Below are 14786 nucleotides of genomic sequence, written 5' to 3'. Positions count from 1 at the left end.
CAGACATTGCACTTCGGCTGAATCTGCCTGTGGGCTGTTCTGGTACATATCCCGTGTTCGTTGGAATACATAGCGTAAGGCGTTTCAAAAGAAGCAATGACCCACGTTGTCTGGTACAAGCGCGACCTGCGGGTGCGCGACCATCGTCCGCTTATCGAAGCGGCGGCGCGCGGGCCCGTGCTGCCGCTGTACGTGGCCGAACCGGGCATTGCGGCGGCGGACGACTTCTTGCCGCGCCATTGGACGCTGATTCGTGAGGCCCTCCGGGCGCTACGCCGGTCGCTGTCGCAGCGCGGGCAGCCGCTCGTTGTGCGGTGCGGGCGTCTTCCTGATGTGTTCGAGCAGCTCCGGCAGCAGATCGGGGCGTTCCACCTCTGGGCCCATCAGGAAACGGGCAATCGACGTACCTTCAACCGCGACCTGCGGGTGCGCAGGTGGGCGAAGGCGCACCGCATCCCTCTGACCGAATATCCCTGCCGCGGCGTGGTGCGCGGGTTGCGCGATCGCGACACGTGGTCGGACCGGTGGGAGACCTACATGCGCCGCATGCCGCGGCCTGCTCCCGACACGCTACGGGCGGCTCCTGGCGACCTGGATCCCGGACGGCTTCCGACGCACCGCGAGATGGGGCTGGCGCCGTGCACAGCTGCCGTGCAGGCGCTGAGCGAGGACCACGCGCACCGCCTGCTGCACTCGTTTCTCCACGAGCGCGGACAGCGCTACCGCCGGCGCATGTCAAGTCCGCTTACCGGCGCGCGGAGCTGCTCGCGCCTCTCGGTGCACCTTGCGTATGGCACGCTGAGCATCCGGCAGACGGTACACGCCCTGCGCGAGCGCCAGATGGAGCTGGAGGGGGCCACGTTTTCGGGGGCGGCAGCATGGCGCAAGTCGTTGTCGTCGTTCGACAGCCGACTGCACTGGCACGGCCATTTTATGCAGAAGCTGGAAGATGCGCCACGAATCGAGCATGAGAGCTACATCCCAGCCTTTGACGCGCTACGTGCCGACGATTTCGACGTTGCGCTGTACCACGCCTGGAAGCACGGACAGACGGGATTCCCCATGGTGGACGCGTGCATGCGGTGTCTGCAACGCACCGGCTGGCTTAACTTTCGGATGCGTGCGATGCTCTGTTCGTTTGCCGCCTACGACTGCTGGCTCGACTGGCGCCGGTTTGCGCCCTACTACGGCGGACTCATGGCTGACTATGAGCCGGGCATCCACTACCCGCAGGTGCAGATGCAGGCGGGCACAACGGGTATCAACCGGCTACGTATCTACAACCCGGTGAAGCAGGGGCAGGAGCACGACCCCGAGGCGGTCTTTATCCGCCGCTGGGTACCGGAGCTGGCTTCTATCGACAACAATGCGCTGGTGCACGCGCCCTGGGAGATGTCTGCTTTTGAGCAGCAGGCCTATGGTTGCGTGCTCGGGCGCGACTACCCCGAGCGGGTGGTCGACCACCTGAAGGCGTACCACTATGCCCGCGAGCAGATCGAGACGCTACGCGAGGAGCCGCACATTCAGGAGCAGGCCGACCGGATTGTAGCCCAGCACGGAAGCCGGCGACGTCGCTAATCCGTCCTACCCACCCATATCCAGATCCGGTGCCCTGCCAAAAAGCGATACCGCGGTGCTGCAACCGAATGAGGGGATTAGAGGGGATTACGCCTCGCCTGCAGCCCACTCTGTTACGACGTTGATCTCGTTGTGCAGGGTGCGGTGCACAGGGCACTTGTTGGCAATCTCAAAGAGCCGTTCGCGCTGCTCTTTTGAGAGGTCGCCTGTTACGGTGAGGGCACGCGTAAAGCGGTCTACCTTGCCGTTCTCCGACTCGCAATCGGCACAGTCCTTTGCGTGGATTTTGTTGTGGCGTACTGCCACGTGCGCATCCTCGAGCGGCCAGCCTTTTCGGCGGGCGTACATCTGCAGCGTCATCGTGGTACAGGCGGCGAGGCCGGCGCTCAAAAACTCGTACGGGGTAGGTCCGGTATCGTCGCCCCCGACCGAAGCGGGTTCATCGCCCACGAGTGCGTGCTGGCGCGCCTGCATGGGCGTGCGATAGCCCTCGGGACCGGTAACGGCGGTTACGCCCTCTTCGGGCGCCTCGGGGGTGTCATCGGGGGCATTGGTGGGCGACGTGGCATCGAGGTAGCGTACGGCCCAGGCCGTAAGCACATGCGCTACGTAGGTTGCGTCGTTCGGATCGCTCAGCAGGTGGTCGGCCTGGTCGAGCGAGATGTAGCTCTTGGGGTGCTTGGCGGCTTTGTAGATAGCAGCGGCGTTTTCAACGCCCACGATCGCATCAGTAGGACTATGGAAGATGAGTAGAGGGCGCCCCAGATTGCCGATCGTGCTGCTCATCTGCTGCGCTTCCAGGTCGTCCAGAAACTGCTTCTTGATGGTGAACGACCGTCCGGCCAAGGTAACAGACGCCTCGCCCTGTTCGGTGATCGTGTCGATGTGGTCGTCGAGCAGGTGGGTCACATGATCGGGCTCGGCGGGGGCTCCGATGGTAGCAATGGCCTGCGCAGAAGGAATGTCATGCGCCGCCTGCAGCACCGCTGCACCGCCCAGCGAGTGTCCCACGAGAAGCGCCGGCGCCTCGTATCCCTCTTCCAAAAACCGGGCGGCAGCCACCAGGTCCTGGGCATTCGACGAAAAGTTGGTGTCGGCGAAGTCCCCCTGACTCTCCCCGAGCCCGGTGAAGTCAAAGCGCAGTACGGCAAAGCCCCGGTCGCACAGCGCCTTGCTGATGGTGCGCGCTGCGCGCAGGTCTTTTGAGCACGTAAAGCAGTGTGCAAAGAGCGCATACGCGGTGGGCGCGCCGCTCGGCGTGTCAAGTCGAGCGGCCAGTTCGTCGCCACGATCGTTCGTGAAGGTCAGTCGTTCGGTAGCCATAGCGTAGAGAAGGCAGGAAAGAGGAAAGTAGGATGCGAAGATCTACAGCGCTGCTGGTAGTACAGGCACACCGCCACCGGATACGTTGTGGGGCGGTGCCGGCTGTTACGACCTGCTTGCGACCGGGCGCGCAAGCGTCATGGGAAGCTATCACAGGGAGCTATTCGATCGTTTCGAAGCGGGTGTACGGGTGCAGCACTTTGGGCAGGGCGATAGTGCCGGCTTCGGTCTGATACTGTTCGATAAGCGCTGCCAGCACGCGGGGGAGCGCGAGTCCGCTCCCGTTCAGGGTATGCACGAGCTGTGGCTTCGCATCGGGCTCGGGGCGGTAGCGGATCTGCATGCGGCGGGCCTGAAACGCTTCAAAGTTTGAGATCGACGACACCTCCAGCCAGCGCTCCTGTCCGGCGCTCCACACCTCCAGGTCGTACTTCTTGGCCTGCGTAAAGCCCATGTCACCAGTGCACATAAGCAGGCGTCGGTATGGCAGTCCCAGCGCCTGGAGCAGCCCTTCGGCGTCGGCACACATCGCCTCCAGCGCGCGGTAGCTTTCGTCGGGCGGTACAAACTGCACGAGCTCAACCTTGTCGAACTGGTGCATGCGGTTGAGTCCGCGCACGTGGGCGCCGTACGACCCCGCTTCACGGCGAAAGCACGGCGTATAGGCGCAGTACTTTCGGGGCAGATCCTCGCTCGACAGAATCTCGTCGCGGTGCATGTTCGTGACAGGCACCTCGGCGGTCGGAATCGGGAAGAAACCTTCGCGTGGGATCTCGTACATCAGGTCCTCCTTGTCAGGCAGCTGTCCGGTGCCACGCGCGCTGTCTTCGTTGATGAAGAGCGGCGGCTGCACTTCGGTGTATCCATTTTCGTGAGCCTGATCCAGAAAGAACTGGGTGAGCGCGCGCTGCAGCCGGGCGCCCTTGCCGACGTAGATCGGAAAGCCCGCGCCCGTCACTTTGGCGCCGCGCTCAAAGTCGACAATCCCAAGCGCCTCGATCAGCTCCCAGTGGGGCTGGGCCTCAAAGTCGAACGTCGGCTTTTCGCCGACCTCTTCCTCGACCTCGTTGTCGTCTTCGGCGGCGCCGACCGGCACGCTCCGATGGGGAATATTCGGAAGCTGGAGCAGCATGCGCCGGGTGAGTGTCTCCTTTTCGCGCACCTGGTCGTCGAGCGTACTGATTTTTTCCTTCAGCGCGCTGGTTTCGTCGATGCGCTCCTGGGCTTCTTCTTGCTTGCCCTCCCGCATCAGCGCACCAATCTGCTTCGAGACGCGGTTCGAGCGCGCCTGTGCCTCCTGCAGCTCCGTAATCAGCGTGCGGCGCTCTTCGTCGACCTCCAGCAGCGCGTCGACCTGCTCGGGACGCTCTTCGCCTTTGGCGCGGATGGCTTCGCGCACGCGGTTCGGGTGGGCACGGACAAAATCAAGGTCAAGCATAAGGGATGCGGGTCGGGGTTCGCGAAATAGCAAGTAGACAGCAAAACCAAAAAGGCGTAGTCAGGCGGATGTGCTACGCATCCCTAAGAACGCCAATACGATGCGAAAAGGCAGCCTATCGCTGTTAAGAAGCTGTTTGGATGCGTGGCAAGAACGTGCAGAGACAGAGGCTACGATGCAACTCCAAGCTCCTCGCCGACTGAACGGAGTGCGGTACGCAGCGGCGTGGGCCGATAGCCCAGTTCAGTTTCTGCTTTCAGGGTGATAAACCCCGTGCGCGGCGGACGCGGCACGGCATCTTCGAAGAAGTCGCTGGTGACGGGGGTGATCAGGCGGGCGTCGTAGTCGCACACCTCGGCGACGGTGGTTGCCAGATCGTAAATCGACACGAGTTCGCGTCCGGATACGTGGTACACGCCGGTCTTCTCAAGGTGCAGCACGCGCTCAATCCCGCGAGCCAGGTCGTTCACGTAGGTGGGCGTGCGCCACTGGTCGGTGACGATGTGTACGGGTTCGCCTGCTTCCAGCTGCTGCATCAGCCACGTGACAATGGTGCCGCGTCCGAGGCTCGTGCCTGTGCCGTATACCAGCACGGTGCGCACGATGGCCCACTTGGCGATGCCAGATGCCCGCACGGCGTTCTCGCCAGCCAGCTTCGAGCGCCCGTAGTAGTTAACCGGATTCGGGCGGGCGTCTTCCCTGTAGGGGCCGTCTTCACCGTCGAACACAAAATCGGTGGATACCTGCACCAGACGCGTGCCGTGGCGCCGGCAGGCGTCGGCGAGGTACTCTACGGCAGTGGCGTTGGTAGCCCAGCAGGCATCTTTGTCTTCCGCACATCCGTCGACATCCGTCATGGCGGCACAGTTGACGAGCACGTTGGGTGTGAAGTCGTCGAAGAGGGCATCGATATCGCCGGTGCGGGTAATGTCGAGGGGGGCATATCCACACGAGCCGGTGTCAAAGCGGGGCGCGTCGTCGCGGGCAGTGGCCAGCACGTCGTACTCAGGAAGCTGGCTCAGGCGCTTCGTGAGCGCCTGCCCGAGCAGTCCGTTGGCGCCTGTGATAAGTACGCGGTTGTACAGCATAGCGATAGACGTACAGTCAAGGAGTTGCGGGCACGCATCCCAGAAAGCATACGGAATGCGTGTTCAACCGTTTGGAGGACAGGGGGGCGTTAAGAACCTGGAAACGTCAGAACCGGATGTAATAGCGGAGTCCGACGCTTCCGCCAAGTACAGGTTGCAGGGAAGGTAACGCTTCTATGCGGGGGCTGGCATGCAGGTAGATCTCTATACGCTCCGTATAGAAATTGAGTCCGACGCGTGCGCCAAGGCCGGTAACGACCCGCGAGCGGGCATCCAGGTCGCGGAGCCCGGCAAATGCGCTGGGTCCGATAAACCACCAGAGCGGTGCTTCGGGCAACGGGCGTTCACGGAGTAGGTGTCCGTGAAAGACGGTCTGGTCGCGGAAGTTCGTGTCGAGGCTAAGCACGCCGGCCCAGAGGCCGGGCACGTAGGTTTTGGCCGTGAAGCCACCGGGCTGTCCGGCCTGTGCACCTATGCCAATGGAGCCGGGCGCGCGCTGCGCCAGGAGCGGAGCGGCGAGAAAGGCAAGGCTGCTGCTGAGAAGCAACGTCATCAGAAAGATCCGCATGGCACGGCTCTGTGCTACTCAGTGTCTCGGTTGGCGGTGCCCACCGCGTTAAGCATGTCGGCCTGCAGGTGGTTGGCCTCGTCGAGCGAAAGGCGACCGGCGAGCACCAGGCGCACATCCCGGCGCTTGCCTGCCGCCTTAAAGCGGGCTTCCTGTTCGGGCGTTTCGGCGACCACCTGCGGCACCTCAATGGGATGGCCGTCTTCGCTTAGCGCAACGAATGTATAGAAGGCGCGGTTGCATTTGCGTCGAGTAGCATCGCGCGGGTTTTCGGCCCACACGTTCAGTTCTACCTCCATCGACGTGCGAAACGCCCGATTTACCTGGCTTTCGACCACCACGACGTTCCCCTCACGGATGGGTCGCTGAAACTCGACGTTGTCGACCGAGGCGGTGACGCACACGCGACGGGCATGGCGCTGGGCTGAGATGGCCGCGCACTTATCCATCAGATGCAGCAGGCGTCCGCCCATCATGTTACCCAGCCCATTGGTGTCGTTGGGCAAAACGATCTCGGTCATGGTGCAGTGCGAGTTCGCAACGGTGTGATTGGCCGACATGGCGTTGGGGCGTTAAGGGGAAATATGTGAGCTGTTGCATGGTGGGCGCCTGGCAAAGCAGGTGGCGCATGCGAAGGGCATCCGCAGCGTTCTGTGCCGCCCGCATCGCGCTATCTGCTGGTGTAAACGTATATAGCGCACAATCAGGCACTGTTTTTGTCTTAAAGACACAACAGAAAACAGCCGCCTTCCGCGGTGTGCGAAAGACGGCTGTTCGGAAAGCGGTGGGGGAGGGATTCGAACCCCCGGTACCCGTGAGGGTACTCCGGTTTTCGAGACCGGTGCGTTCAACCAGGCTCCGCCACCCCACCGGAGCATGTCTAAATGTTCGATCATGCTGTACCTGTGCTCTCAGGCGACGTTCCTGCATCATGCTCAAATTACGATGAACGGCGATCGCAACAGATAACGGCTTGGGCGCTTGCCCCGTAGCTAATGGAGTAAATTCGGCTACCGCGTAGGTCCGTGCGTCCATCCGTCTCTGACTCCTGTGATCTCCTACATCTAACCAATGCGATAAATAGCATCCCCTACAACGGTGAGAGGCTTACATAGGTATCCAGATTGAGTAGAATATACCGAACCCGGAGCAGTCGGTGTAATAGTTTGTCGCCCCTTTTTATTCTTGGTGCTTTTGTAGCGCTTTGTTCATCGATGTGTGAAAAGTGCAACGTTTTTTTGTCAGTACCTGTATGTCTTATGTATTCGACTTTCGGCCGGCTCGTTGGCGCTGTTCTTCTTGTGCTCCCCCTGCTTCTCTTCATGGGGTGTGATGGAGACACCGGGGTAAGCGACCCCGAAACGGATCCGGGTCCGCAAACCGGAACGGTAATCGGTGTGGTGACAGCCGCCGATGGCGAGACGCCTATCCAGGGGGTTACCGTCGGACTGGCGACGGACGAGGCGGCAGATGCTGCACAGTCCGGGAATGCTCTGCGTCCTCTTAATACAGTGCTCAGCCCCGTCTTCGCAGTACAGACCGACGGCCCGACGACGACAACCGACGCAGACGGAGCCTTTACGCTTGAGGATGTACCGACGGGAGAGCAGACGCTCATCGCGAAGCGGGGTGTCTTCGAGGCTACGTTTACCGTAACCGTCCCCCTCAACGACGTGATTGCCGTCGATGAGGTCGATCTCGACAGCGTACAGCCTCTCGGCTATGTACCCGGCGAATACGATAGCATCGAAGACGTCGTGCTCGGGCTGGGCAATGAGGATGTCGATGAGCTGAGTCCGGAGAGCCTGGGCGATGCAGATCTTCTTGGCGACTATGCCATGGTTTTTGTTAACTGTGGGAGCGATTCGTTTACCGAGGAACGGGCCGCTGTGCTGGCCGACTATGTAAACCAGGGCGGCACGCTCTATATCTCAGATCTCGAAGCGCCGTACGTGGAAGCGCTCTTTCCCGACGAGATCTCGTTCACGAACGACTCGTTTGCCGAAGAGCTTGAGGGACGCGTAACTGCGCAGTCGCTTCGCGACTGGATTCGGCGTGGGGAACTTACAATCACCTACGATGCCCCAAGCTGGAGCCGCATCACCAACCTGGAGGGCGACGCGGAGGTGCTCGTCCACGGACAGCCCTCGCAGCTCGAGGAGGGCAACGAGCCCCTCGCCATTACGTTCAGCCTCGGCAGTGGACGCGTGGTCTACACCACATTTCACAATACCGTAGGACTGAACATAGAGCAAGAGAGCGTGCTTCGTTACTACATCTACCTGGATAGTTAAAGCTTGCTTTGAGCAGTTCGCGGTTGCGTGTCACGTGCTTCCGCACCAGTTAACGCGGTGTGCAAGTTTTCCATTATCCTTTTGGGCGCATATCCCCCTTTGTGGCTACGCGACATTTCCCCCTTCGCGAAGGGGGAAATCCCGAACAGCGTGAGGGAATGGGGGATGTGAGGACCGCGCATTCTGCGACAAGGCGGTGATCAACAAAGGAGGAAGGAAACCTGCACATGCCGTCAGTTAAGACAAATGACTCAAACAAAAAGCGGCTGCCTCACAGTGTTGAGGCAGCCGTTTTGGTATGGTTCGTTTAGAAGAGGCATACATTGTACCCGATCACGGAAGCTAAAGCGACAGGTCTTGTAAAACGCTTTCGCTGAATTGTCCCACCTTCAACCGATTGGGTACTTCTGCGTCGGGATCTTGAAAATACATTTTCCGAGTTTCGGGGTGAATGCCAAACAATCGGGGCGTATCGATCCATTCGAAAAGTACATCCCCATCCAGGTTTACGGCAGCGAGCCGCCAGTTCGTAACAGAGCCGTCTTCACCGAACTCTTCAAGATCATTGTATTGGAGAAGAAGAACATCATCCGTCAGCCAAAAAACATCCGTAACAAAAGAATGCTCTAACATAAAACCGAACCATTCCTCGCGGGAAGATAATTGATCGGGTTTGGGATTTCTAAAGGTTTGGAGCGGAAAGTCAAGTCGTTCTACGAGTTCTCCGTCTATGTCGTAGATAAACAGTGAAGGAAGCACCCTAAAAGTGGCAGCAATGCGATCATTTCGGATGTCAACATTCGATATTTCCCCGAGCGTAAAAAGCAGACCGCCGTATTCGCCAAGAGGAATGGGGTGCGGAAAAAAGCTCTGTTTCACCTCCCCATCCTCTACACTGAAGCGATGAAGCAATGGGCTTGCACCGCCGCCTTCAACCTGGGCTGCACCGACCATTAGCACATCATCGGTACCTGGCAGAAGCGCTACCTCATGCGTTCCCGCTGGTGCTACTACGCGCGTATGCCGATTTAAAAAAGTACCATCCTGATCAAAAAGGCTGAGATTCCCAGTTAGTGCATCCGGCACAACGTAGGATCCACTCGAAAGTTGGATAGCTGGGGCTGGGAACCGTAGTGCACCAGGCGCTTCGCCGCCCGGCTCGCCCATTTGCATCAGCAGAGTACCGTCCAAGTCATAGATGCGGATCTGTGATTCATCGGCAACAATGAGCCGATCGCCGTCTACACGGATCTTGGGATTGACGACAAAAGCATCTTCCGTCTCTTCAATTTCTATGGTGTGCTCCCACTCAAAGGCACGTTGAGGTTCATCCGTGTCCTAAGCATAAAGGATGCCACTACCAAGAAAAAATATAAGTATGAATACGCGCACTACTTTATTCATTTTGGTTATAGTATAAAGTTAGCTTAATCATTTGAACGTAAGGTAGCCGTGGCCGACCAGGACCACGGCTACCTCAAAGCGAGCAATAATTCAAGAATTATGAGAGCTTTACGCCCGCCACGATGGATCTTCTTGTTCACTCGGTCCACTGCCACCCGATCCTGGGCACGAGCCCAGGCAACACATATCTGTTGCACAGGCCATACTAAAACACGTCATAGTATTCCCAATCACACCAAGTTGATATCTACAGGTGTCTACGTTGACTACGTTAGTTTCCAAGCTACATACTTGATCCTTATCTTCACCAAACTCAACTACTGAAGGATTGACGTTTTCAAGAACGATGACGGTATGACTGGCCTCGGACGGATTAACGATCTCTTCTTCACTACTTGCAAACCCTAAAAGACATATCGAACAAATTATTACCAATGAGAGATTTACTACAGCTGAAGTTTTCATAGGTTTGAGGTTGTCTTCGTTGGAATTGAATTATTGACATTATATGAAACAGAGGGGGGGGTGAAAGGCGATAATGTAAACTAAATGTTACGATCTATGATCAGAAAGTCTTTCATTCGTAGGAGACAATTTAATTGAAAGTACCCCAAACGGACCTGCTATTCAACATGTAAAGCCCCCTTAAGATTATCAGAACCGGGATGTATCGCACATCCGTAGAGGTAGAGCCGTTGGATTTCAACGGCTACCAAAAATCATCACAAAACCGATATCAATTCGGCACCACGCACCGTCAATTCCGAAAAGAGGACGCGCCACATATCGATCGCAACACAAAAAACAAGAGCAACGCATGGCACTATTCAAAGGCACCTACCGGATTGAATCGGCCCGGCACCCGACGTGGGATTATCGATCGCCCGGATGGTATTTCGTCACGATATGCACGCACCAGCGCACCCTTTTTTTCGGGACGATCCAGAAGGGCATCATGGGGTTATCGGAGGCGGGGTGTGTCGTTGCCGAAGAATGGCAACGGACCCCACAGGTACGCCCGTATGTGATGTTAGATGCATGGGTGGTCATGCCCAATCATTTTCACGGGTTGATCGGTATTCGGTCGGATTCGCCCGGTGTTTCACCCAATGTAGAGACGCCACGGCGAGGCGTCTCTACCGACAAAACTCCAACCCTGCATGCCCATTCGTTGGGCGCAATCATTGGCCAAATTAAATCCGCCTGCACCAAACGCATCCGGCGGGCTGGGCAACCCGATTTCGCATGGCAATCCCGGTATCACGACCGCATTGTACGTAACGAACGCGAATTCCACGCCATCCGCCAGTACATCGTAAACAACCCGGCGCAATGGACCCAGGACCGGTTGTATTCGCCCTGAATCGAGAATGCTACGGCTACGGGACAATCCCCTAAATGAGAGGCGGCATCACGCAGGCGAACCTGGGAACGAAAAAGGTCGTTGGAAACTAACTGACAATCAAATTCAACCATGCATGGCTGTGTCCATCTTCACATAAAGGGCACTCGCAGAGGTCTTGGTTCGGATTCTCCGTTCTTCCACAACCATCTTCAACATCATGGCGCATGACCGCATCACCAAAGATCCGGATGTGATGTTCGGGAAGCCTGTCATTAAGGGCACCCGGATTCCCGTGGAGCACGTTCTTCGCAAATTGGGAGCGGGGCAGACCGTCGCATCGATTCTCGAGGACCATCCTCATCTGGCGCAAGAAGATATTTTTGCCGCCGTCCGCTTCGCAGCAGATTATGTGGCAGATGAGACGGTAGTCCCTGTTGCGGAAGAGTCGCCATGAAGCTACTGGCACATGAATGCTGCGATGCCGGACTTGTTAAAGCCCTTCGCGATGAAGGTTACGACGTGACGTACGTCCTGGAATCCATGCGTGGGGCCTCTGACATCGAAGTGCTCCAACAAGCATGGAATGAGAAACGCATCCTGCTAACGGAGGATAAAGATTTTGGGACACTTGTCTACCGATTGGGTCGTCCCATGCAGGGAATTATCCTGTTGCGCTTTGCCCCAGAGGAGCGGGCGCTCAAAATATCTCAGCTACGAGCGCTGCTCAGCCGCGACCCTGAACGCCTAAGCGCATCTTTCGTGGTATTGGACGCCGAGAAAGCACGCATCCGCCCGCTGACCTGAACACAGATCACCCCACGCGCCCCCGCACCCAATCGGCTACCCCGTCAAGCGCAGCGGTGAGCTTGTCGCCGTGGCGTCCGCCTGCGGATGCGAATGTCGGACGGCCGCCGCCCCCGCCACCCAGTTTGCGGCCCAGATCGCCCACCAGGTCGCCCGCTTTGATGTCGTGTGCCGCCATTACATCGTCGGCAACAGAAGCCACCACGTACACTTTCTCGCTTTCGGGATCGGTGCTGCCGAGCACGCCCACGGCTCCAGCGCCCAGGCGATCGCGTAGCTGCTGCCCCAGGTCCTGCAGCAGATCCATATCCGCTTCGCCAATGGTCCCCGTGGCGACGGTGATGCCGTTCACCTCGGTGGCCTCTGCAATGATGCGGTCCAGGTGCTGCGCTAACTGGCCACGCTGCAAGTCCTGCACCTGCTCACGCAAGGCATCGCGCTCGGCCTTCAGCGCGGCGATTTCTGCATCGAGCGGACGCTGCAATCCCTGAAACTGTTTGCGGGCCTGATCTAACGCTTCCAACTCCTGCTCGACAAAATCGACCGCGGCATCCCCCGCCACCGCCTCAATCCGTCGGATGCCCGAAGCCACCGAGCCTTCCGAGAGCAGTCGCACAATGCCGATCTCTCCGGTCGCGTCGACGTGCGTGCCGCCGCAGAGCTCCATCGAGAAATCCGGGTCGAAGGTGATGACGCGCACCTCGTCGCCGTACTTCTCGTCGAACAGCGCCGTGGCGCCGCGCTCCATCGCTTCGTCCATCGGCACGCCGCGCTCTTCCTGCTGTGGGATGTTGCGCTGCACGGCCTGGTTGATCTGCACCTCCATAGCGCGGAGTTCGTCGTCGGTGACGGCCTCGAAGTGACTGAAGTCAAACCGCAGCCGGTCGGGCGCCACGAGCGAGCCTTTCTGCTGCACGTGGTTGCCCAGCGTGCGGCGCAGCACCGCGTGCAAGAGGTGCGTGGCGGTGTGGTGCTTCTTGATGTGCTGGCGGCGCGCGGCGTCGACGGTGGCCTCAACGGGTGCGTCGAGCGATTCGGGGAGGCGCTCCACCATGTGCACAATGCGATCGCCGATACGCTGCGTGTCGAGCACGCGCACGGTATCATCGCCCACAGTGAGCGTGCCGGTATCACCGACCTGACCGCCGCTCTCGCTGTAGAAGGGCGTACGATCCAACTCGATCTGCGCGGCGGCATCGGCATCTTCGTCAGACACCGTACGCACAGCACGCACTACGGCGTCGTCGATGCTGAGCGCATCGTATCCGACAAACGCCGAGCGCGGGCCATCGGACACCGTGTGCCAGTCGCCGTCGGTGTCGCCTGTGCCGCCAAACTGCGAGGCCGCACGGGCACGCTCCTTCTGGCGCTGCATGAGGCGCTCGTAGCCGTCCATGTCCACAGTCAGACCTTCCTCACGCGCCATGAGCTGCGTCAGGTCGATCGGGAAACCGTAGGTGTCGTGGAGCAGGAATGCGACTTCGCCCGCCAGCGCACCTTCTTCGGCTGTGGTGACAAACGCCTCGGCAATCGCCGTCCGGTCGTCGTGGTCGACGTAGGCATTGGTGAGCAGATGCATCGCCTTCGCATCCCCCTGTAGCGATTTGAGAGCAGCTTTCGCATCCTCCTGTGCCTGGTGGACATGCGGTACAAGCCCGGCGAAGAAGTCGAGTCCGGTGCCGAGCGTTTCCAGAAAGCTCTCCTCTTCGGAGCGAATGACCTTTTGGAGGTAGCTCTGTTTTTCGTCGATCTCGGGGAAGGCATCGCCCATGGCCTCAGTGAGCGCGGGCAGCAGCGCATGCAAGAACGGCTCGCGCAGTCCGAGTGTCTGATAGCCGTAGCGCACGGCGCGGCGCAAGATGCGACGGATGACATAGCCGCGTCCCACGTTGCCGGGGGTTACGCCGTCGAGAATAGCAAAGGCAATAGCGCGGATGTGGTCCACAATCACGCGCAGCGCAATGCGCACCGCCTCCACCTCGTCGGCATCGTCAAGCGCGATGTCGTTGTAGCCGCGTACGGCCTCACGGGGCGACGCATTGGCCACCGCCTGCAGGAGCGGCTCGAACAGGTCGATGTCGTACGTACTGTCTTTGCCCTGCAGCACCGCCGCAATGCGCTCAAAGCCCATGCCCGTGTCAATGTGCTGGTTGTCGAGCAGCTTCAGCGAACCGTCTGGCTGCGCATCGTACTGCATGAACACGAGATTCCAGATCTCAATGACCTTCGGGTGGTCCTTATTGACGAGCGTCTTGCCGTCCACCGCCGCGCGTTCCTCGTCGGTGCGCATATCCACATGCACCTCCGAGCACGGCCCGCACGGACCCGTGTCGCCCATCATCCAGAAGTTTTCTTTCGAGGGCTCATACAGAATGTGCGCTTCCGGAATGGTCGTCTCCTCTGCCCAGAGCGTGGCGGCCTCCTCGTCGGCCTCCAGTCCGAGTGCGTCGTCGCCTTCGTGGACGGTGGCGTACAGCCGCTCCGGCTCCAGGCCCCACTCATCCACCAACAGCTCCCACGCCCAGCGGATGGCCTCGCGCTTGAAGTAGTCGCCGAAGCTCCAGTTGCCGAGCATCTCAAAGAACGTATGATGGTAGGTGTCGTGGCCCACCTCATCCAGATCGTTGTGCTTCCCCGACACCCGCAGGCACTTCTGCGTATCGGCAGCACGCGAATAATCACGGGTGCCGGTGCCCAAAAACACATCCTTAAACTGATTCATGCCGGCGTTGGTGAAGAGCAGCGTGCTATCGCCCCCCGGCACAATGGAGGCGCTGGGAACGATGGCGTGGTCTTTCTCCGCAAAGAAATCGAGGAATTGCTGGCGAATGGCCGAAGCGGAGCGGTTGGGGGTAGACATAGACAGAACAGCCGGGTCAAAGAGTGCGAGATAACGGGATGGCCCAGGGGGATGCGAAGCCCTGCGCCCAGGCGAATGATAGGT

At 59.2% G+C, this 14786-nt stretch carries 12 protein-coding genes and 1 tRNA gene; 5 read left to right on the top strand and 8 right to left on the bottom strand.

The genetic code is table 11. From position 1 onward, the window contains the following. The first annotated feature begins 96 nt into the window (after positions 1-96). Positions 97-1578, top strand: a complete 1482-nt coding sequence (locus ACZ48V_RS12385) for an FAD-binding domain-containing protein (protein WP_464539570.1) — start codon at positions 97-99, stop codon at positions 1576-1578. Between the two features lie 87 nt (positions 1579-1665). Here ACZ48V_RS12385 and ACZ48V_RS12380 read toward each other — a convergent pair whose 3' ends face one another. The 6 genes from ACZ48V_RS12380 to ACZ48V_RS12355 all read right to left on the bottom strand — a co-directional run bounded on the left by ACZ48V_RS12380 (position 1666) and on the right by ACZ48V_RS12355 (position 6866). Next, positions 1666-2901, bottom strand: a complete 1236-nt coding sequence (locus ACZ48V_RS12380; RefSeq protein WP_464539568.1) for a bifunctional alpha/beta hydrolase/OsmC family protein — start codon at positions 2899-2901, stop codon at positions 1666-1668. Positions 2902-3061: 160 nt separating this feature from the next. After that, on the bottom strand, positions 3062-4339 hold the full coding sequence (gene serS / locus ACZ48V_RS12375; protein WP_464539566.1) for a serine--tRNA ligase: 1278 nt from the start codon (positions 4337-4339) through the stop codon (positions 3062-3064). A gap of 170 nt (positions 4340-4509) precedes the next feature. Then, positions 4510-5427 (bottom strand): dTDP-4-dehydrorhamnose reductase, encoded by a 918-nt coding sequence (gene rfbD / locus ACZ48V_RS12370; protein WP_464539565.1) that lies wholly within the window; start codon positions 5425-5427, stop codon positions 4510-4512. A 106-nt stretch (positions 5428-5533) separates the two neighbouring features. After that, positions 5534-5980: an RNA polymerase subunit sigma-54 gene (locus ACZ48V_RS12365; protein ID WP_464539563.1), complete on the bottom strand. Its 447-nt coding sequence runs from the start codon at positions 5978-5980 to the stop codon at positions 5534-5536. A 29-nt stretch (positions 5981-6009) separates the two neighbouring features. Next, positions 6010-6555 (bottom strand): acyl-CoA thioesterase, encoded by a 546-nt coding sequence (locus ACZ48V_RS12360; RefSeq protein ID WP_464539561.1) that lies wholly within the window; start codon positions 6553-6555, stop codon positions 6010-6012. A 222-nt stretch (positions 6556-6777) separates the two neighbouring features. Beyond that, positions 6778-6866, bottom strand: a tRNA-Ser gene (locus ACZ48V_RS12355). Between the two features lie 388 nt (positions 6867-7254). On the opposite strand from ACZ48V_RS12355, the gene ACZ48V_RS12350 reads away from it, so the two are divergent. Next, complete coding sequence (locus tag ACZ48V_RS12350; protein ID WP_464539559.1) at positions 7255-8289, top strand: hypothetical protein; 1035 nt, start codon at positions 7255-7257, stop codon at positions 8287-8289. A gap of 342 nt (positions 8290-8631) precedes the next feature. Here the strand turns inward: ACZ48V_RS12350 and ACZ48V_RS12345 are convergent, their stop codons facing one another. After that, on the bottom strand, positions 8632-9480 hold the full coding sequence (locus ACZ48V_RS12345) for an NHL repeat-containing protein (RefSeq protein WP_464539557.1): 849 nt from the start codon (positions 9478-9480) through the stop codon (positions 8632-8634). Positions 9481-10510: 1030 nt separating this feature from the next. On the opposite strand from ACZ48V_RS12345, the gene ACZ48V_RS12340 reads away from it, so the two are divergent. The 3 genes from ACZ48V_RS12340 (at position 10511) to ACZ48V_RS12330 (ending at position 11842) form a co-directional block, all read left to right on the top strand. Next, entirely contained in the window at positions 10511-11056 is a 546-nt protein-coding gene (locus ACZ48V_RS12340; RefSeq protein WP_464539555.1) for a transposase, read from the top strand. 199 nt (positions 11057-11255) lie between these two features. Continuing rightward, positions 11256-11492: a DUF433 domain-containing protein gene (locus tag ACZ48V_RS12335; protein WP_464539553.1), complete on the top strand. Its 237-nt coding sequence runs from the start codon at positions 11256-11258 to the stop codon at positions 11490-11492. Continuing rightward, complete coding sequence (locus ACZ48V_RS12330; RefSeq protein ID WP_464539551.1) at positions 11489-11842, top strand: DUF5615 family PIN-like protein; 354 nt, start codon at positions 11489-11491, stop codon at positions 11840-11842. The genes ACZ48V_RS12335 and ACZ48V_RS12330 overlap by 4 nt, the downstream gene beginning before the upstream one ends. A 7-nt stretch (positions 11843-11849) precedes the next feature. Here the strand turns inward: ACZ48V_RS12330 and alaS are convergent, their stop codons facing one another. Then, positions 11850-14702 (bottom strand): alanine--tRNA ligase, encoded by a 2853-nt coding sequence (gene alaS, locus ACZ48V_RS12325; RefSeq protein ID WP_464539550.1) that lies wholly within the window; start codon positions 14700-14702, stop codon positions 11850-11852. Positions 14703-14786 lie beyond the last annotated feature (84 nt).

This window comes from Longimonas haloalkaliphila (genome assembly GCF_055379825.1).
The sequence above is the reverse complement of the archived record's forward strand: the minus strand, read 5'-3'. Positions and strand labels throughout refer to the sequence as shown.